Genomic DNA, 19,526 nt, shown 5'->3' with positions numbered 1-19,526 from the left:
GAACATGAAAAGATATTATTTTTCATTTATTGCGCTAATCTTTTTTGTCATACCATCTTTTGCACAGCAGGCAGTTACACAACTGGTCTATAAACAGGTAGATACTGTGTCGTTAACAATGGATATTTATTATCCATCCTCTATCGAATCAGGTAAAAAATACCCTGCCATGATTTTCTTTTTTGGTGGGGGGTGGAATGGCGGCAGTACTATGCAGTTTGAACCTCATGCTAAATATTTTTCTGAAAGAGGACTCATCTGCGTATTGGTAGATTACAGAGTAAAAAGCAGGCAAAAAACCTCTCCATTTGAATCACTAAAAGATGCTAAATCAGCAATCAGGTATTTAAGAATTAATGCTGAAAAACTGAAGATAGATGCCAATCGAATTATAGCATCAGGCGGATCAGCAGGAGGGCATCTGGCTACAGCTACGGCCATCATTACCAAGTACGATGAGCCGAATGAAGATCTATCCATAAGCTCTAAACCTCAGGTACTTGTGTTGTTTAATCCTGTGATTGATAATGGACCGGGAGGTTATGGCTTTGAAAGAATTGGTATGGAATACAAAGACTTTTCACCACTCCATAACATTCAAAAAGGGGCACCTCCAACCATCCTGTTTTTGGGTACGGAAGATCCGTTGATCCCTGTGGAAACTGTGCAGTATTACAAGACTGTCATGGAGCGAATAGGAAGCAGGTGTGATGTGCATTTATATGAAGGGCAAAAGCATGGATTTTTTAATTATAAAAATACCCAATACTATTTGAAAACTTTATTGGAGGCAGATAAATTTCTGACTTCATTGGGCTATTTAGAAGGTGATCCTACCATTTCTATCGAGCCTTAATATAAAAAAACAAGAATCAAATGAAAAACCGAAAAAACCAAAACCAATCCCCAAGTAAGAACAATCGTCGAGAATTTTTAAAAAAAGGAGCACTGGCTATCGGATCAATAACTATAGTTCCAAGCCATATATTGTTTGCCAGACCAGAGTTGAGAAATAAGGAAGGAGAAATTATCCGAAGGGCTTCAGTTGCGGCGAGTGATCGGGTAAATATGGCTTGTTGTGGTATAGGAAATAGAGGAGGTGGTATTATGGGCAACTTTATGGATACTGGACTGTCAAACTTTGTGGCACTGTGCGATGTAGATATGGGAGCACCACATACCTTGCAAAGGATGAATGAAAACCCAAATGCTAAAAAGTTTCAGGATTTCAGAGAGATGTTCGATAAGATGGAAGGCGAAATTGATGCAGTGAGTGTAGGTACTCCAGACTTTTCGCATTTCCCCATTACGATGTTGGCAATGTCAAAAGGAAAACATGTTTATGTGGAAAAACCCATGGCACGTACTTTTAATGAAATAGAATTGATGATGGCTGGTGCCAAAAAATATAATGTAGCCACACAAATGGGTAATCAGGGGCATTCTGAGGCCAACTACTTTCAGTTCAAAGCATGGGTTGATGCGGGCATTATCAAAGATGTGAAGGAAATTGTAGCCCATATGAACGGCAAAAGACGTTGGCATGGATGGGATACGAATATGAGTAAATTCCCTAAGGGTCAGCCTGTTCCGGGAACGATGGATTGGGATACCTGGTTGATGACGGCTCAGCCACATGATTATCAAGAAGATTTTGTGAATGGGCAATGGAGGTGTTGGTATGACTTTGGAATGGGAGCATTGGGTGACTGGGGAGCACATACAATGGATGCATTTCACCAGTTTCTGAATTTGGGATTGCCATATGAAATTGATCCGGTAAAAATAGAAGGTCACAATGCATTGTTCTATCCTCAGGCTTCTACTTTGGCTTTTAAATTCCCTGAACGGGGAAATATGCCAAAAGTAAAAGTAACCTGGTACGATGGAGTGGACAACAGACCTGAACTTCCCAAAGGATACGGAGAGTTGCAAATTGATCCGAATATTCCCCCTGTAGCTGGTCAAAAGCAAGCGACAAAATTGGGGGCTGGAAAAATTATATATGGTAAAGACCTGACTTTTAAAGGTGGATCACATGGCAGTACCTTGTCGATTATACCTGAAGAAAAGGCAAAAGACATGGCGTCTATGCTACCAGAAGTACCAGTAAGTCCTTCCAATCATTTTAAAAACTTTTTACTGGCATGTAAAGATGAGGAAGAATGTCGTTCGTCATTTGACATTGCTGGTCCATTGAGTCAGGTGTTTACATTGGGCACTTTGGCTCAACGATTGAATACTAAATTGAAATTTGACAGGGAAGCTAAAAAGATAACAAATAATGATACCGCCAATCAATTGCTTGTCGGGACACCTCCAAGAAAAGGATGGGAGGAATTTTATAAACTATAGGGAACCATAAATTAAGCAAATGATAAAGTCTATATTTCGGCGAATGTGCTTTATCACAATTGCGCTTGTTGCATCCAATAGTTTTGGTTACACTCAAATTGATCCTAAGAACATTGATATTGTTCGGGACAAATGGGGTGTGCCACATATTTTCGCCAAAACTGATGCGGAAGTGGCCTATGGTTTTGGTTGGGCTACTTGCGAAGATGATTTCAAGACGATGCAGGAGCAATTGCTTCCGATCAGAGGAATAATGGGACTGGTACATGGCAAAACAGGAGCGGCTGTTGATGTTGCTGTTCATTTGATTGAAGCGCATCAGTTGGTGAATGACAGGTATGATAGCGACATCAGTCCGGAGTTTAAAGCATATCTCGACGGCTACTGTAGTGGGGTAAATGCTTATGCCAAGAAATTTCCTAAGGAAGTTTTGCACCACAAATTATTCCCTGTTGAAAGCAAAGACATCATCAAGGCTTTTGTATTGTCTATGACTTGGATGTCTCATACCGTCAAAGACCTGCAAAGTCTGACAGGCAATAAAGTAAAAGCGATCAAACTACCGGAAACCACTGCTACAGGTTCCAATGCGTTTGCAGTCACAGGTAATAAGACCACAGACGGAAAGACATATCTGGCAGTGAATGCACATCAGCCACTAGAAGGTCTCAATTCTTTCTATGAGGCTCACCTTTGTAGTGAAGAAGGGATGAATATATTGGGAGGAACATTTTCAGGAAGTCCGGTTATTAGCTTGGGTTCAAATAATTACCTCGGATGGGCACATACCTTGAACTATCCGGATTTTTCAGACATCTTTCAACTGGAAATGCATCCCACAGAAAAGCTGAAGTATAAACTGGATGGGAAGTGGGAAACTCTTGAACATTATAATACCAAGGCGCACATTAAAGTATTGGGCTTTTTAAAGGTAGGTGCCAAGCAGAAATTTTATAAAAGTAAATTCGGCGTAACCTTCGAAACAGACAATGGATTCTTTGCTTTGAAATTTCCTGCCAACCGAACCGTTAAAACAGCTGAGCAATGGTTTCGTATGGGGAAATCTACGAATTGGAGTGAATTTAAAACAGCCTTGGAAATGCAGGGAATTGCTGCAAGCAATATTGTATATGCCGATGGTGAAGGGCATATTTATTATGTAAGCAATGGGCGGTTTCCAATTCGAAATCCAAATTACGATTGGAAAGGAGTGGTTCCGGGAAACACTTCTTCTACTTTGTGGGGAGATGAGGTTTATCCTATGGACAGTTTGCCACATGTATTGGATCCAGTGTCTGGTTATGTGTACAATTGCAATCACACTCCTTTTCTGAGTTCAAGTATCGAAGACAACCCTAAGTTGTCCAGCGTACCTGCCACTATGGGTTTCCAACCTCCATCAAGCTTGACCAACAGGGCTGTACGTTTTTATGAACTTTTCAATGAACTTGATAAGGTGAGTTATGAGGATTTTAAAAGAATCAAATATGATCGTTTTTACCATACTCCTTTGAAATCTGCCCTAAAATTGGAGCCGATCTTTCACTTGGATGCTGATAAATACCCTGAAATAAAAGAAAGTATTGAGTTATTGGCCAATTGGAACCGAGAGGCGGTTATAGAAAGTGAAGCGGCAGCCATGTTTAACTTATGTATCAGTTATTTAAAAGGGAAGGTTAAAAATCCGGCACATTTTAGTGAAGGGGATAAACTGAACGAGGCACTTTTAGTAGAATCAATTACTTATGCCCGAGATTATTGCAACCAATATTTTGGTAGTGCCCATGTGCCATTGAAGAGATTACAACGGCACAGCAGGGCAGGAGTGAACTTACCTGTCAGTGGCGGTACGGATGTGTTGGCCGCACTGTCAGCATCAAAGCAGGAAGATGGAACATTGCGAGCCCGTGCTGGTGACTCCTATATTCAACTCGCCCGTTTTTCTAAAGACGGAGTAGAAACAGAATCGATAAACGCTTTTGGAGCTTCCTCCAAACCCAGCAGTCCCCACTACACCGATCAAATGCAGATGTATGTTAATCGAGAATTGAAGACCATGACCTTAGACAAAGGAACGGTTTTGAAGTCTGCTGAAAGGGTTTATCATCCTGAGTAAATCGTCCTCTCCAGAAGAGGTTTTTATTATTCCCTTGTCGTGCACTTTCTATTAATCCTTTCAACTTTAGAACTTTTCACCTTCAACCTTCCATCTTTTTACTGTCAAACTTTTAACTTCCCACCTTTAACCAACGAACTTTTATCCTTTGGAAATCCTTGATTATTTACTTGTTGTTGCTGTCGGCATTATAGCTGGTTTTATCAATACCGTTGCAGGTGGTGGCTCACTGCTTACATTGCCCGTTCTGATTTTCATGGGGTTACCTCCGGCTTTGGCCAATGGTACCAACCGTGTAGGGGTTTTATTGCAAAATGTGTTTGCGGTCTCTGGCTTCAAGTCCAAAGGCGTATCGGTTTTTCCGTATGCTATTTACCTTGCGATCACGGCATTGGTGGGAGCGGTCATTGGTGCAAAACTGGCAGTTGACATCAAGGGAGAACTTTTCAATCGGATTCTGGCGGTTGTAATGGTTTTGGTTTTGATTATCACTATTTTCAATCCATTAAAGAAAAAAGGGGATGCGGTGGAAATGATGACCCCAAAGAGAAAGGCATTGTCTATATTCCTGTATTTTTTTGTTGGGTTGTACGGAGGATTTATCCAGGCTGGGATTGGTTTCATTATGATTGCGGTGCTTACTTCTATCAATGGACTGTCGATGGCCAAGACCAACAGCATCAAGGTTTTCGTAGTGTTGGTTTATACCTTTTTCGCCATTATAGTATTTGTGATGGAAGACAAAGTCAATTGGACACTCGGGCTTACACTTGCCCTGGGTACATCTACAGGAGGGTGGATTGCCAGCCGTTGGTCTGCGGACAAAGACGACAAACTGATCCGAATATTTTTGGTAGTAGCAGTGAGTGCTATGGCGATAAAGCTTTGGTTTTTTTGACAACAACTTATTGAGACCTGCCAGGTTTAAGTCAGAAAATCAGGTGATGTAGGTAGTTTATTGCCTACTAGATGAAAACCTTACAGGTCTGACATGACAAAATAAACGAATCATTCATCCTTGTCACCTCGACGAAGGAGAGGTCTCTTTTGCTCATCACATATATTCCGATTGTAATTGGAATAATTTAAACCCTCATAGACCTGCCAGGTTTAAGCCAAGAAATCTGATGGAACCATTAGTTGGGTTGTCTTTTCCAGAAAAAAACCTGGCAGGTCTGATATGACCAATTCAAACTGGTAGAGACCTGTCAGGTTTAAGTCAGAAACTCAGGTGTAGAAGGTAGTTTAACTCTTCTTTCTAAAAGAAAACCTGACAGGTCTAGTATTACCCCAAAAACTTCAAATCACCTTCAGTATCTATGTCGATATGTCCTTCGGGGAAATTGATGAGGCTGGTTTGAGAAATATGCAATTTGATAATTGCTTTGGCACCTTGATCGTTTTTAAGTTCAGCTAGGCTTGGGAATAGACTTTGATCAAAAACAGCAGGCACACCGATGGTTACACCATAATCGCATGCGGTGATTGAACTATTTCCATTTTGGTGAGACACAAGCAATTTACCTAGTAATTCATTACTGATTTTTGGTTGGTCAGTTAGCAAAATCATCACTTGTTTGCACGAACTGAATTTCTTGACAATAGATTGTATTCCAAAGGCAATAGAGCTTCCTATTCCTTTTTTCCAATTTGGATTGATGACAATTTGATCCTCTGACAGATTGGTTTTCTCTTTAATACGATCTGCATTTGCACCCAACACTACGATTGTGTTATCACATACTGATTTTGCACATGATATGCTGTGTTCGAGTAACGTGGATTGTTGGTAGGGGAGCAACTGCTTTGGTTTTCCGAGGCGTTTTGATTCACCTGCGGCAAGGATCAATACTGCTAATTCAGGGTCAATCAATTTGATTTTTCTTTTGGGAAGAAGTTTTTCAAGTAAACCTGTCTAAACACCTGATCGTCTTTGCCATCCTTATGGTGAATGGAACCTTTGCGGTATTTCAGGAAACCTCCATTTCTGTTGGTGAATTTTGCCTGAATCTCTCCAATGATTGAAATGGCTATTTCGTCAGGTGTTTCTGCTCCTATATCCAATCCTATTGGATAGTGCAATTTGTGAAGCAGTTCAGCCGTGACTTCTACATTGTTTTCACTGAGGTGGTCAATCAGTTTCTCAGCCCTTTTCTTAGGCCCTAATATTCCAATATAAGCGGCATCAGATGCTGCTATTTGCATTAGTACTTCTTTGTCGTAATTCAGGTTGTGGGACATCAATACGATAGCGGTGAAAGGGGTGATGTTAAACTCTTTGGCAACAAAATCCCTTTGACAGGAAACCATGCTGTTCGCTTTGGGAAAGTTAATTGGAATCAAATGTGCTACACATTCGTCTGTCACTGTTACATTCCAACCTAATACGTTGGCCAGTTCGGTTACAGGTTTTGCATCAAAGCCACCACCAAAAATCAACAAATCAATACCGGGTTGAATGATTTCGAAGAATATCTCTATTTTATCCTCCTTGTAGCTAGTTATAACTGATTTTTTGTTTTCCAATACTTTGCTCAAGTCACTTTCAACCAGTTGTTTTAACGCCTCATTGGTAGAAAACAACTCCCCGTTCGGGTGAAGTATGCATTTTTCACCAACTGATATGTCACTTGTTTCTGATGTTGCAAAAACGGAAGCTACTACGCCATAGTTTTTAAAATCGAGTAAAGACTGGATCTGATTTATGGGGTTGTTTTCCTGATCAGGATCGATTGGCTCGATGAGGATGTCAATGATTCCATTGCAACCAAGGCCAATGCCCAATTGGTTGTCGTCATCGTTAGTGGTATCATAAGTCACAGTTTGAGCGGTATTGCTTAGAATCACTTTTTTGGCTTTTCTCAGTGCATCACCTTCCAGACAACCGCCACTGATCGAACCAACCCACCTGCCATTGTCCAGCATAAGCATTCTTGCCCCGGGACTTCTGTATGATGATCCCTTGACTTGCACGACAGTAGCAAGGGCTACTTTGCGTACTTTTAGATCCGTCTCCTGGTAGGTTTTTAAGATGGTTTTAAATTCTTTCAAATTCAGTGAGTTTGTTTTTGACAATAAAGATACAATTAGAATATCGGTTTTTCTAAATTGGCACTAGAATTCATCACTTGAAAAAATGAAAGACTGGGAACAAATAAGAAAGAATTATCCATTGATTCAAAAAGGTGGTTATTTTAATACAGCCTCATTTGGAGCCTTGTCTCTCAATACAATTGAAGCGCAGAAGAGGCATCTTGATGACATCTTGGTGTATGGAAATGGTAAATATGATGAATGGATGGCGTTATATTATGGGTTGAAAGTTGAATTGGCAGATTACCTGAAAACCAAAGCACCGAATGTTACTTTTTTTCCGAATGTCAGCAATGGGATCAATAAAATCTGTGATTTGCTTTCCAAAGACAAGGAAGTGATTTTGATCAGAGAAGATTTTCCGTCGGTGACATTGCCTTGGATTACTCAGCAATTCAAAGTTAAGTGGATTGAATATGAAGATTTTATCAATCACTATTTGGGTATTCTTGAAAAGGAATTAGCCGATGGTAATAAAATATTATGTCTGAGTTGGGTATTCTACAATCATGGATTTATGATTGATCCCATAAAGGTTGGGGAGTTGTGTAAGAAGTACAATAGCTATTTCATACTCGATGCTACTCAGGGCTTGGGTGCTTTTGAACTGGATATGGGCAAAGCCCACATAGATTTCATGGTTGCTTCTTGCTTCAAATGGTTTATGGCAGGATATGGCGTTACCATTGGCGCAGTATCAGACTCCATTCTCAACCAATACCGAGCCCATCAATCGGGATGGAATATGCTAAAGGATACCGAAGGGAGCATGGAAGATAAAAGCAATTACAAGTCAGATGCATCTAGGTTTGAGATAGGTCACGTTAAATTTCAGAATATCAAAATGTTATCTGATTCTTTTTATGAAATGAAATCAATAGGATTTGACTCCATTGCAGGCCGAACCAAATTGTTGACAAGGTCATTGAGGAATAAGTTGGATGAAAAGGGGATAGAGGTTTTGACCCCTACTCGTGATGCTGCTTCTTCCATTATTTCCATAAGGTCTAATCAAACCATTCTAAAAAAATTGAAAGAAGCAAAAATAGCCTGTACTCCACGTAAAGATTATGTTAGATTTGCTGTCTATTTTTATAACAATACTGAGGATATTGACGAATTAATAGATTGTTTGAAATATTAATCATGTCATTTTCTTAATATTACTTTTTGTTCGAGACTCAAAACGATGGTTTAGCCATTCAACTAGATTTTTATGCCTTCAATAGATTTTAAAAAGCAGCTGATTCCACATGCGATTGCTGCATTGGTTTTTCTTGCAGTTGCTGTTTTATTTTTTTCTCCCGTAATATTAGAAAACAAAGGTCTGTCTCAATACGATATATTGCAATGGGAAGGAGCAGCAAAAGAGATCATAGATTATCGTGAAAAGACGGGAGAAGAAGCCCTCTGGACTAACTCGATGTTTGGCGGTATGCCTGCTTACCTGATCAGCACTGTATTTTCAGGTGATTTGGTAGTGTATGTCCAAAAGGCATTGTCGCTGTGGCTACCAAGCCCTGTGAATCTCGTTTTCTTGTGCTTTGTTGGCTTCTACATTATGATGATCGCTTTTCGGGTAAGGTCATGGTTGGCCATTCCGGCTGCACTTGCTTTTGGTTTGACAGGGTTTGTAATCATTGCCATAGGTGCAGGACATAATATAAAAATAGCAGCGGTGGCTTTTATGCCCTTGGTAATAGCTGGTATCCATTTGGCATATACCAGAAACAGGCTTTGGGGTTTTATCCTTACCAGTCTTGGCTTGGCATTGGAGCTACGTGTAAATCACCTGCAAATCACCTATTATCTTTTGCTCATTGCGTTGATTTACGGATTGTCGAGGTTGGTGATTGCCATTATGGAAAAGGAGCAAGTCAATTTCGCTAAAACAACGGGAATACTTATCGTAGCTGCGTTATTGGCTGTTGGTGCGAACATTGGGAGGTTGTGGACTGTTTATGAATATGGACCGTATTCCATTCGTGGAAAATCAGAATTGACCTCTACGGAAGATGCCAAAACTTCCGGGTTGGATAAAGACTATGCTTTTCAATACAGCAATGGGATTGCAGAGCCTATATTTTTATTTATTCCTAATTTTTTTGGTGGAGCATCTCAGCAGGATTTAGGCAGCAATTCCAATTTGGAAAAAGCATTGCAAAAAAATGGAATGGATAGGAGGCAAATCAAAAGTCAGGTTGAAAATGCACCTGCTTATTGGGGAGATCAGCCATTGACAGCACCTTATTATGGAGGAGCTGTGGTTGTTTTTCTGTTTGTTTTAGGACTTTTTGTTTTGGACAAAAAAGTAAAGTATTGGATCTTGGGGGCTTTTGTATTGGGAATAGTATTGAGTTGGGGAAGTAATTTTTCATCAGTCAATTACTTTTTATTTGATTATTTGCCCGGTTACAACAAATTCAGGTCGGTGACTTTTGCTATTGTGATAGCAGTTTTTGCCATGATTCTGGGTGGTTTTTTAGGATTGGAAAAAATGATCAATGATGGTTGGTCAAATCAGCTACAGAAGAAATTTTTGATGGCAGTGGGGATTACTGGTGGATTTGCTTTGCTGACCGTATTACTGGCTGGCATGGGAAGTTTTGCCGGGCCTATAGACCAGCGTTTGGCGGGCTTTCCTGATTGGTACCTTCCTGCATTGAGGGCAGACAGGCTGAGCTTGTTACGTATGGATGCGTTGCGGTCTTTGTTTTATGTGCTTGCCTCAGCAGCCATTCTATGGTTGTATTTCAAAGGCAAAGTGAAACTGAATATTGCTTTGGTAGTAGTTGGTGTATTGGTATTTCTGGATATGTTTTTAGTCGATAAGCGATTTATTGATTCTGATTCTTTCAAAAGAAACCCTCACAAAACCAATTTTACTCCCAATGCTGCCGATCAACAGATTCTGAAAGACAAAAGCCTTAGTTACAGAGTATATAATTTGCTTGGTGCATTTAATGATGCACGTACATCTTATTTTCATCAATCAATAGGGGGCTACCATGGAGCTAAGATGAGGCGTTATCAGGATCTGATAGAGTTTGGTATTACCTCTGAAACTTCCACTTTGATTTCAGGCTTGCAAAGTGGAAGTCCTGACTTTCGTCAAAGCAATGTGATCAATATGTTGAATACCAAATACTTTGTTGCTGGAGACCAGGCCAATGCGGTTATTGCCAATCCTGAAGCCAATGGAAATGCATGGTATGTCAGTGAGATCAGGAAAGTCTCAGGAGCGGATGAAGAGATGAAAGTATTGAATGAAATCAATACCAAATCAACAGCCGTAGTAGATACCACGCTTTTCAAGACCAATAAGAGCAAGTACAGTGCAGCCAATATTATTCAATTGATTGAGCAGAAACCCAATTACCTAAAGTATGAAACCAATTGTTTTGAAGATGGATTTGCGGTGTTTTCGGAGGTTTACTACCCAACAGGATGGATTGCTAAAATTGACGATATGGAAGTAGATATTTTAAGAGTCAATTACATCCTTAGGGGATTGGAAGTGGCCAAAGGCAACCATCTGATTGAATTTGAGTTCAAACCTGATTCTTACTATATCGGCAACAAGATAATGTTGTTTTTCAACGTGGTGATACTGTTGGTTTTTGTGGGTGGTGTTTACCTTTCAGTTAAAAAATCTTAGATTTTCTCTCTTTGGAAAAAAAGAAACCTATAGTCGGTATGATTTTGGACAATGATTTTCCTCCCGATCCCAGGGTGGAGAATGAAGCCAGGGTTTTGATCGATGCAGGAATGGAAGTCCATCTTTTTGCATTTTCTTATTCCAAGGATTTTGTCAAGCAGGAAATCTATAAAGGCATACATGTTCATAGGTTTTATTGCAGTAAGCTGTTGTATAAGCTATCTGCATTGGCATATACTTTTCCTTTTTATCACATTTTATTAAAAAAACCAATTGCGGAATTCATCCGAACAGTGGGTTGCCATGTGGTTCATATTCATGATGTTCAGGTGGCGAGAGCTGTTTTTATGATCAAATCTAAAATCGACTTTAAAGTAGTGTTGGATTTACATGAAAACAGGCCTGAAATAATGAAGTTTTACAAACATGTCAGGTCATTTCCGTGGAAGCTTCTAATTTATCCTTCGATATGGAAAAAAAGAGAAGAGGAGTATATCTCTAAATCCGATGGGGTGGTGGTGGTAACCAAACATGCCAAAGAAGAGATTGTTAATCGTACAGAAATTGCTCAGGATAAAATAGTGGTGGCACCAAATGTAGTTGAAGAGGATTATGCTTCTAGCCAATCTATAGACAGTACTATTGTAGATCGATATCAGGATAATTTTGTGTTGTTGTATTTGGGAGATACTTCGGAGCGCCGTGGATTGATTACAGCCGTCAAGGCAGTTGAAAAACTAAAGAGTTCTATTCAGAATATAAAACTGGTAGTGGTTGGAAAAAGTTCTTTTGACAGCCAATTAGCTCAATTGGTAGAATCCCTAAAAATTACCGAACAGGTTGATTTCCTGGGCTGGCAGCAATCAGATTTGTTTCCATCCTATATTGCAGCCAGTAATATTTGCATTTCTCCTTTGGAAAGAAACATCCATCATGATACTACTTATGCCAACAAGTTGTTCCAATATATGGCATTGGGAGGAGTACTGTTGGTAAGTGACTGCACTGCACAAGAAAATCTGGTGAATGAAACCGAAACAGGAATGGTTTTTAAAGACAGGTCTGTTGATGATTTTGTTTTGAAAACATTGGAACTGTTCAATGATGAAGCCAAAAGGAGCAAATGTGCGGAGCAAGGAAAACTGGCGGTTGCTCAAAAGTATCATTGGAATAAAACGGGGCAGGAGTTGGTTGAATATTATAAAAAAAGATTGATTAGTTGATATGGGCAATCCATTAGAGTTGTTGAAAAAGATTGATAGTAATCCTTTAATTATCACCAAAAACTATAAAACTGGTAAAAAAAGAGGGTTGGACTATATGGTATGGAGAGTTCAAAGGCCTTTAATAAAATTTTACAATAAGGTCTATCAGTCTTTTAACCCGGGTTTGCCTTGGTTGTGTATCACTGCCATCGAGTTTTTTAAGAAATACTTGACCGATGAAATGATCGGAGTGGAGTTCGGTAGTGGCAGAAGCACTCATTTTTTTTGTGAAAGGTCAAAATTTGTGGTGAGTATAGAGCACCACGAAACTTGGTATCACATGGTGAAACAAAAACTGGAAAAAGAAGGAATTGACAATGTTGATTATAGATTTGTGCCAGCCAATTCGGAAAGTGAAGAAATGGAACTGCCTGCATTTTACAAGGAATGGAACCTCAAGACAAAGGACTTTGAGTACCGAAAAATGTACAACAACTACTTTAATGTGCTGAAGGACTTTGAAAATGGCTATTTTGATTACATTCTGATAGATGGACGTGCCAGACCTGAATGCTTGTTTACCAGTATGAAACATTTGAAAAGTGGAGGTTTAATGATTCTTGACAATTCCGAAAGAGAAAGGTATTCTATCGTTTTTGACAAATTAAGCGAGTGGAAAAGTTACACTTGCACTTCAGGATCAACAGACACTACATTTTGGGTTAAACCCTAACATATATGGGGATCATTAAAAAACAAGCCATACAATCTACTCTTTTCAACTACATGGGTGTGGCTGTTGGTTTTTTGAATTCTACCATATTGATGCCCAATCTTATTTCAAAGGAAGACATAGGTTTACTTGGCTTTCTTAATTCTACCACCGTGATTTTTTCTACTATTTTTGCTTTGGGTATTCCATTGGTTACGGTAAAAATATTCCCTAAGTTCAGAGACCAGAGCAGTTCAAGTCACAACGGATACTTTTCGTTTTCATTGATAATGACAGTAATAGGGGGACTTCTAGGGATAATTGCATTCTTATTACTTGAAAATGTGTTAATAGAAGACAGGAATGAAGCTAAGTATTTTGCTCCCTTTGTCGCAGGATTTACTGTGTTGTTTCTATTTCGTTTGATCTTTAAGAATTTTGATACATTCATTAGAATGCTGTACAATTCGGTACTTGGTGCTATTACAGAAAACTTTCTGGCTAAAATCATTCTTACATTTGCTCTGATTGCCTATTGGTTGCTGGAAGGGTATGACTTTATCTATCTGTTTATCCTTTACATCTTTGGCTTGAGTGTTCCCGGTATAGTTACAGTGGTTTATGTCTTTTACAAGAATAGTTTCAATCTTGACTTGTCCAAATTCAAAAGAGCAAGTACAGGATTGGGTAAAGAAATAAAGATGTTGGGGTTGTACGGATTGCTGGGGAGTATGGGAACTATTATAGTTTTGGAAGTGGATAGGGTAATGATTAGCAATATGTTGGGACTTGCTGAGAATGGGATCTACACCACCGTATTCTTTTTTGGTATTTTTGTCAGTATACCTGCTAAAAGTGTCAAAAGAGTAGCCATTGTAGTGGTTTCAGATGCCTGGAAAGCCAATGACTTATCTACCATAAAGGAAGTGTATTCTAAGAGTTGTTTGAACCAGTTTCTGTTTGCAGTCTATTTGTTTTTGGGGGTATGGCTCAATATTGATTTTGTTTTCGAACTTATACCCGTAGAATATTCTGCGGGTAAATATGTGATATTGTTCATTGGCATTGGGCAATTGTTTGATATGCTGACAGGGGTAAACACTGAGATTATTTCCACTTCCAAGTACTTCAGGTACAACACATTTTTCATAGCGGGATTGATTCTTTTGGTGATCGTTCTAAACTATATTTTCATTCCCCTGTATGGAATTACAGGTGCGGCTATAGCGTCCGCTCTTGCTGTTATATTGGTGAATGTTTTGAGATATGTATTTCTACTTATCAAACTAGATTATCAACCGTTTGATAGCAACATCATCAAGATTACTCTTTTAGGCTTGGTATGCTTTGGTTTGCTGGTATTTATACCTGTATTTGAAAATTTATATTTGAATATACTTATCAGAGGAACCCTTTTGACCTTAATATACTGGATTCCCGCTTTTGGATTAAAGATTTCTGAAGACATAAATTCGTCATTGCTGAAATTGCTTAAGAAATTCAATTGATTGATCTCATTTTAATTGTCCATGATGACAGAAGAAGAAAAAAACGAGCTTTTATTTAACAGACAGTTTATTATTACTTCTTCTGAATTGAATGGGTTCAATGAATGGAATACCACGAATATTGGTAATCTCTTCGTTTACTCACATCCCAATTTGGAGGTTGCTATTAGTAGCATTTATGGTAAGTCTGTAGTTCTTATTGGTTTTATTTTTGATTCTAAAAATCCGACTTTTGGCAATCAGCAGATAGTAGATATCTTGGTTGAAAATGAGACATTTGAGGCGGTCTTAGAAAATTCAGCAAAGTATGCAGGTCGGTTTCTTATTATCTATTGTGATGACCGGAATTTTAAATTGTTTCATGATGCAGCGGGGCAGAGGGAAGTATTTTATTTGAAAAAAGGCAGTCTTTGGCTTGCCTCACAGCCTAGTTTGTTGTCAGAATATGTTGAGCTACAGAAATGTGTTGAAGGAGCTGAGTTTTACAACTCCGAAAAATTTCAATTGCGGAAAGAGCGAATTTTGGATACTACTCAATATTTTGGCGTCAAACATTTGTCTGTCAATCATTATCTCGATTTACACAGGGGTGAATCCACTAGATATTACCCAGGGAAAAAAGTCACAAAACTACCATTGGAAGAGGCTGTGAAGCTTAGCTCAAAATACATCAAGGGCTTTTTAGAAGCCGCTAGCTATAGGTATAAGTTGATGATTGCTGTGACAGGTGGATGGGATAGTAGAATGATGCTGGCTGCATCTATGCACATACCTGATAGCCATCATTATTTTATTTTCAAGCACAAACACCTTAAGGATACAGACCAAGACATCAAAACGCCTAAGAAGTTGTTGGAAATTTTGGGAGTCGATTATTATGTAATAGAGTATGATGCTGAACTGGAAGATGATGTCAAAGCCTTGATGACAAAGAATGTCGAGTTGTCTAATCCTGTTTTATATCCTGCATTTTACAATGAATTTTTCAAAAAGTATAAGGATAGATTGAATGTTACCTGTGTAAGTGAAGCTGCCCGAAATTATTTCCATTACCAAGCCAACCAGAACAATGTTTCGGGAGCAATACTTGCCCGATTGAATAAATTCGAGGAGTTTGATTTTGTGAAGGATCAATATCAAAAATGGATAGACAACAATGCAGTTTCGTTTAAGAATAATGGGTATAATATTCTGGATATGTTTTATTGGGAAGAGAAGATGGGTAATTGGTTTGCTAATGGCAGGTCTGCTATGGGTTCAGCTATTGAAGATTTTTCGCCTTTCAATTGCAGGGAGTTAATGACCATATTTCTGTCAGTGGATGAAAAATACAGAGATAGGTATAACCCTGTTCTACATAGAAAAATCATTGAGAAATTATCAATAGATGTACTTGCAGTTCCTGTTAATGGAAGTTTAAAATACATTCTCATTAAATGGTTGGTGATTTTTAGAATATATCCGATATACAAGAAGATTCAACTGTTGCTAAAAGCCAATTAAAGTTCAATTTTCAGGTTATGCATTATTCCTTCTTTCAATGAAGAATATTCTAAATTTTATGTTGATTCAACATTGCTTTTTTCTATTTTGACTCTACCTGAGCTTTGAGGTTTTGAAGGCCTTCTTCGTAGGATGGCCCCAACATGCTGTCCATCATGAGTCCCATTAATTTCCATACAGGATTTGAGCCCATATCTCCTTCAAAAGTCCAGGTTACTTTACTTTTATAACCATCAGGTTCGATCGTTATGTCGGCGTAGTTAGGTGTATCAAAACCTCCAAAGTAAAGTTCAGTCCTTACTTTTTTGTTTTCAACACTTTCTATAATTTCCTGAGATCCGGTACCTACATCTGGATGCTCACTCTCCCAGGACATCTTAGAGCCAACTCCCGTTTCAGGTCCTTCAAAAGTGTATTTAGTACCTTGAGGATCAATTTTTTGCCATGGAGACCATGAATTCAATGCTTTTATTCCTTTGATCTCTTCAAAAACAGACTCTGCATTTGCGTCGATTGTAATCGACCGTTCCAGTTCTACCTCTCTTGGTGATAACATTCCTACGATAAGAACTACACCAATGATTGCCACTATAGCAATTCCGATGATTTTAATGATTTTCATATTAGATTGGTTTTGTTTGGTATGAAGTTAAATAAATCAAATTTCCCTTCAAAATATTGACTTAATTTGTGTTGCAAATTTGATATAGGTGAAAGAGTATGGAACACAAAAGTATTGATAATAAATACGAGCCTGTTGGTTTTTCCGCCAGATTGTTCGCTTACAATATTGATATTACCATACTGATGTTGTTTTTTTTGATTTGTTCATTTGTAGTAGAAAGCAATACTGTATTATACGCCATTTGTTTGACCGTTATCACTCTTTATTTCACCCTTTTTGAATCTTCAGTGTGGCAGGGAACCCCGGGGAAAAAGTACCATCAACTTAAAGTAATAAATGAGGATGGAACCAGAATTTCTGTACCGATTGCTTTTTGCAGGGTGTTATTAAAGTATGTTTCAATATTGTTTCTTTTTCTGGGTATTTTTATCATTTATTTCAGGAAAGACAGAAAATCCTTACATGATATCATCCTGAAAACCCTGGTAGTTCGAGAGTGAAATTTATCCGTATTTTTACCTAAATAATAATATAATTATTGTCTAATACGGTTTTATTATTCAAAATAAGCACTATTTTTATCCTTACATTTTTACAAAACTTATAAAATCAACACATGGCTAGTTTTAAGAAGACTTTTAATGGTTTAGAGAATACTTTTGAGGCTTTTGTTTTTTGGAGTAGGTGGGTACAGGCACCTTTGTATGGCGGATTGGCTATCGGTTCCTTTCTATACCTTGTCAAATTTTTTCAAGAACTCCTGCATTTGCAACATGTTTTACTAATCGAAGGTGAAGCTAAGATCATGTTAATCGTATTGAGTTTGGTTGATATTTCTATGGTGATGAATCTGGTGGTGATGGTGACTATTGGTGGGTATTCTATTTTTACCAGTAAAATAGATGTAGATATGCATGATGATAAGCCTCTATGGCTGGATGGGTTGGATGCTGGCATGTTGAAGATTAAACTGGCTACTTCACTGGCTTCTATTTCAGGAGTGCAGTTGTTGAAAACATTCGTCGATTATAGGGAGTCAGCAATTGGTGATAAGCCAGAAGTAATTAGTGTGGTGATGGAGATTGGTATTCACATGGTGTTTATCCTTTCTGCTTTGTTGCTTTCTGTTACAGAAAAAACCGTACATTCTTATCATGCGATAGGTCATAAACACAAGGAAGGTTTAGAAGAGGAATAGAGATACAAGTATTTCGCTAAAAAAAGCATTTAAGGCAGTCAGATAATTCTGACTGCCTTTTTTCTTCCCTTTGTGTATTCAATTTTAATGTTTACTATTGTTATTTAATATTTAATTCTAATATTTTGATTATAAGGATATTAAATGTTGACTATTGAAATTTAGATTAAAGTAAAAAGAGTATATAAAAATTTCGATATAATAGATCAATATGCTTTAATATCTATTTAATTTGTATCTTGAAATTTATTAAAAACGAGAATTGTAGATGATGAAATTTGGATCGTACCATAAAGATAGAAATGCCTATGTTTTTGCAGGGGAACCATTAACAATTCATACAGACTATTATAATTGCTTTCTTCAAAAGGCAATAGAAGAGATCAAACAATATATAGATGTCAACTCTATACTTATCAATTCTGCTCAAGAAATAGCTTACTCTCAGTTTAGTAAGTGTTTTCAGAATAAACCTAATTGGTCGGCAGAGAAACGGAAGGAAATTGTTGGGAATTATTATAGTTTTTGTGGTTTTGGAAAGATAAATCTCAAAAACGTACATAGGAAGGGTGGTTATGTTGAGACTGAGAGTGAGCATTATGGTCTTTCCTGGAAAAAGATATATGGACAAAGGCAACCTGAAGAGCATGGAGTAGCATACTTTACCATGGGTTTTTTGTGTGGAGCTACTGAGGCCATACATGATATAGCATTGGGAACCTTTGATGCCAAGCTAATTCGATGTGTTTCTAAAGGAGATGCATCCACCAGAATAGATGTTTTTAGAGGGCTGAAGAAGAAGCTTCAAAATTCAGTAGGAGAAGGGGTAGTCCAAACTTTTGAGAACCAGCCCCAATCGACAGAAACAGCCATTAATTACAGTGATATTCTGGAGGCCTTTACGTCCGTCGAAGTTGAGGGCAATGAAGAAACAGGCTTGATGGAAGCTTTTGGAAGTACAATTACCCGGCATTATGCCAACTACTACAGTTTGATCAGTGTACGCATATTGATGGGGTTAGAGAAGAAATACAAGCGTGATGGAGTAATCAAAGCCAAAACCATCATGATACAATCAGCCCAAATGAGTGCATTCCATTTATTGGGTAACCTTATTTCTTCTAAAGAATGGAGCACCACCATTGCTCCATCTGTAAATAGCACAGACGATCAGCTTCATGGAATTTTAGCATTTATCAATACACTTGGATGGGGTAAATGGGAAGTCGAAAGGTTTAATCCTTCTGGCAAGAGTACGTTTAATATTACAGGAAGTAGTGAATCCAATGCCTTTCTTAAGATGGTAGGAAAAACCAAAGCTCCTATCTGCTTTTTCCTTGAAGGGATGGTTACCAGTATCATGAATATGGTCTATAATACCAGATTAACTACCAACATATCACTAGATGAAAATCAATTTGATGCTATTTTTAAATCTGAAAACAGATATGTGGTGGTAGATGCAAAAACCAGAATGACTGGTGAAGAATCAGATCGTTTTACTGTTTGTAGAAAAGATCAGATTTCTTAGGCTATTTTATTGAACACTTAGA

General features: G+C 38.2%; 16 protein-coding genes. 13 read left to right on the top strand and 3 right to left on the bottom strand.

All coding sequences use genetic code 11. The features are described from left to right. Positions 1-4 precede the first annotated feature (4 nt). The 4 genes from AAOP42_RS13870 to AAOP42_RS13855 all read left to right on the top strand — a co-directional run bounded on the left by AAOP42_RS13870 (position 5) and on the right by AAOP42_RS13855 (position 5,369). Entirely contained in the window at positions 5-856 is an 852-nt protein-coding gene (locus AAOP42_RS13870; RefSeq protein WP_349529133.1) for an alpha/beta hydrolase, read from the top strand. A 20-nt stretch (positions 857-876) separates the two neighbouring features. Continuing rightward, positions 877-2,355: a Gfo/Idh/MocA family oxidoreductase gene (locus AAOP42_RS13865; protein WP_349529132.1), complete on the top strand. Its 1,479-nt coding sequence runs from the start codon at positions 877-879 to the stop codon at positions 2,353-2,355. A gap of 43 nt (positions 2,356-2,398) precedes the next feature. Next, on the top strand, positions 2,399-4,471 hold the full coding sequence (locus tag AAOP42_RS13860) for a penicillin acylase family protein (RefSeq protein ID WP_349529131.1): 2,073 nt from the start codon (positions 2,399-2,401) through the stop codon (positions 4,469-4,471). 148 nt (positions 4,472-4,619) lie between these two features. Next, positions 4,620-5,369, top strand: a complete 750-nt coding sequence (locus tag AAOP42_RS13855) for a sulfite exporter TauE/SafE family protein (protein ID WP_349529130.1) — start codon at positions 4,620-4,622, stop codon at positions 5,367-5,369. Positions 5,370-5,756: 387 nt separating this feature from the next. Here the strand turns inward: AAOP42_RS13855 and AAOP42_RS13850 are convergent, their stop codons facing one another. Further along, the gene (locus AAOP42_RS13850) at positions 5,757-6,344 is read right to left on the bottom strand and encodes a nucleotidyltransferase family protein (RefSeq protein WP_349529129.1); all 588 of its coding nucleotides are present in this window, start codon (positions 6,342-6,344) and stop codon (positions 5,757-5,759) included. Next, a complete protein-coding gene (locus AAOP42_RS13845; protein WP_349529128.1) occupies positions 6,341-7,522 on the bottom strand; it encodes an XdhC family protein in 1,182 nt (393 codons plus the stop codon). The genes AAOP42_RS13850 and AAOP42_RS13845 overlap by 4 nt, the downstream gene beginning before the upstream one ends. A gap of 85 nt (positions 7,523-7,607) precedes the next feature. On the opposite strand from AAOP42_RS13845, the gene AAOP42_RS13840 reads away from it, so the two are divergent. The 6 genes from AAOP42_RS13840 to AAOP42_RS13815 all read left to right on the top strand — a co-directional run bounded on the left by AAOP42_RS13840 (position 7,608) and on the right by AAOP42_RS13815 (position 16,150). Next, complete coding sequence (locus tag AAOP42_RS13840; RefSeq protein WP_349529127.1) at positions 7,608-8,708, top strand: aminotransferase class V-fold PLP-dependent enzyme; 1,101 nt, start codon at positions 7,608-7,610, stop codon at positions 8,706-8,708. Positions 8,709-8,780: 72 nt separating this feature from the next. Continuing rightward, positions 8,781-11,222: a hypothetical protein gene (locus AAOP42_RS13835; protein ID WP_349529126.1), complete on the top strand. Its 2,442-nt coding sequence runs from the start codon at positions 8,781-8,783 to the stop codon at positions 11,220-11,222. Positions 11,223-11,233: 11 nt separating this feature from the next. Beyond that, the gene (locus AAOP42_RS13830) at positions 11,234-12,445 is read left to right on the top strand and encodes a glycosyltransferase family 4 protein (protein WP_349529125.1); all 1,212 of its coding nucleotides are present in this window, start codon (positions 11,234-11,236) and stop codon (positions 12,443-12,445) included. Between the two features lies 1 nt (position 12,446). Continuing rightward, positions 12,447-13,160 carry an O-methyltransferase gene (locus tag AAOP42_RS13825; protein ID WP_349529124.1) on the top strand — a complete coding sequence of 238 codons (714 nt, stop codon included), beginning with the start codon at positions 12,447-12,449 and terminating at the stop codon, positions 13,158-13,160. A gap of 5 nt (positions 13,161-13,165) precedes the next feature. Beyond that, positions 13,166-14,647, top strand: a complete 1,482-nt coding sequence (locus AAOP42_RS13820) for an oligosaccharide flippase family protein (protein ID WP_349529123.1) — start codon at positions 13,166-13,168, stop codon at positions 14,645-14,647. Positions 14,648-14,668: 21 nt separating this feature from the next. Further along, positions 14,669-16,150, top strand: coding sequence for a hypothetical protein (locus tag AAOP42_RS13815; protein WP_349529122.1), 1,482 nt, complete (start codon positions 14,669-14,671; stop codon positions 16,148-16,150). Between the two features lie 82 nt (positions 16,151-16,232). Here AAOP42_RS13815 and AAOP42_RS13810 read toward each other — a convergent pair whose 3' ends face one another. Next, positions 16,233-16,772, bottom strand: coding sequence for an SRPBCC family protein (locus tag AAOP42_RS13810; RefSeq protein WP_349529121.1), 540 nt, complete (start codon positions 16,770-16,772; stop codon positions 16,233-16,235). A 98-nt stretch (positions 16,773-16,870) separates the two neighbouring features. On the opposite strand from AAOP42_RS13810, the gene AAOP42_RS13805 reads away from it, so the two are divergent. The 3 genes from AAOP42_RS13805 (at position 16,871) to AAOP42_RS13795 (ending at position 19,504) form a co-directional block, all read left to right on the top strand. Beyond that, entirely contained in the window at positions 16,871-17,275 is a 405-nt protein-coding gene (locus AAOP42_RS13805; protein WP_349529120.1) for an RDD family protein, read from the top strand. A 116-nt stretch (positions 17,276-17,391) separates the two neighbouring features. Then, on the top strand, positions 17,392-17,973 hold the full coding sequence (locus AAOP42_RS13800) for a YqhA family protein (protein ID WP_349529119.1): 582 nt from the start codon (positions 17,392-17,394) through the stop codon (positions 17,971-17,973). A 268-nt stretch (positions 17,974-18,241) separates the two neighbouring features. Continuing rightward, a complete protein-coding gene (locus AAOP42_RS13795) occupies positions 18,242-19,504 on the top strand; it encodes a hypothetical protein (RefSeq protein ID WP_349529118.1) in 1,263 nt (420 codons plus the stop codon). Positions 19,505-19,526: the final 22 nt, after the last annotated feature.

This window comes from Reichenbachiella sp. MALMAid0571, from assembly GCF_040151475.1.
Classification (GTDB): domain Bacteria; phylum Bacteroidota; class Bacteroidia; order Cytophagales; family Cyclobacteriaceae; genus CAXBNB01.
Note: the sequence above shows the minus strand (reverse complement) of the source record. Positions and strands in the feature narration are given on the sequence as shown.

Bases quoted from the DNA above. Each gene is read 5' to 3' on its own strand.
- AAOP42_RS13870 (WP_349529133.1), top strand. From the start codon at position 5: ATGAAAAGATATTATTTTTCATTTATTGCGCTAATCTTTTTTGTCATA.
- AAOP42_RS13865 (WP_349529132.1), top strand. From the start codon at position 877: ATGAAAAACCGAAAAAACCAAAACCAATCCCCAAGTAAGAACAATCGT.
- AAOP42_RS13860 (WP_349529131.1), top strand. From the start codon at position 2,399: ATGTGCTTTATCACAATTGCGCTTGTTGCATCCAATAGTTTTGGTTAC.
- AAOP42_RS13840 (WP_349529127.1), top strand. From the start codon at position 7,608: ATGAAAGACTGGGAACAAATAAGAAAGAATTATCCATTGATTCAAAAA.
- AAOP42_RS13835 (WP_349529126.1), top strand. From the start codon at position 8,781: ATGCCTTCAATAGATTTTAAAAAGCAGCTGATTCCACATGCGATTGCT.
- AAOP42_RS13825 (WP_349529124.1), top strand. From the start codon at position 12,447: ATGGGCAATCCATTAGAGTTGTTGAAAAAGATTGATAGTAATCCTTTA.
- AAOP42_RS13820 (WP_349529123.1), top strand. From the start codon at position 13,166: ATGGGGATCATTAAAAAACAAGCCATACAATCTACTCTTTTCAACTAC.
- AAOP42_RS13815 (WP_349529122.1), top strand. From the start codon at position 14,669: ATGATGACAGAAGAAGAAAAAAACGAGCTTTTATTTAACAGACAGTTT.
- AAOP42_RS13810 (WP_349529121.1), bottom strand. From the start codon at position 16,772: ATGAAAATCATTAAAATCATCGGAATTGCTATAGTGGCAATCATTGGT.
- AAOP42_RS13805 (WP_349529120.1), top strand. From the start codon at position 16,871: ATGGAACACAAAAGTATTGATAATAAATACGAGCCTGTTGGTTTTTCC.
- AAOP42_RS13800 (WP_349529119.1), top strand. From the start codon at position 17,392: ATGGCTAGTTTTAAGAAGACTTTTAATGGTTTAGAGAATACTTTTGAG.
- AAOP42_RS13795 (WP_349529118.1), top strand. From the start codon at position 18,242: ATGATGAAATTTGGATCGTACCATAAAGATAGAAATGCCTATGTTTTT.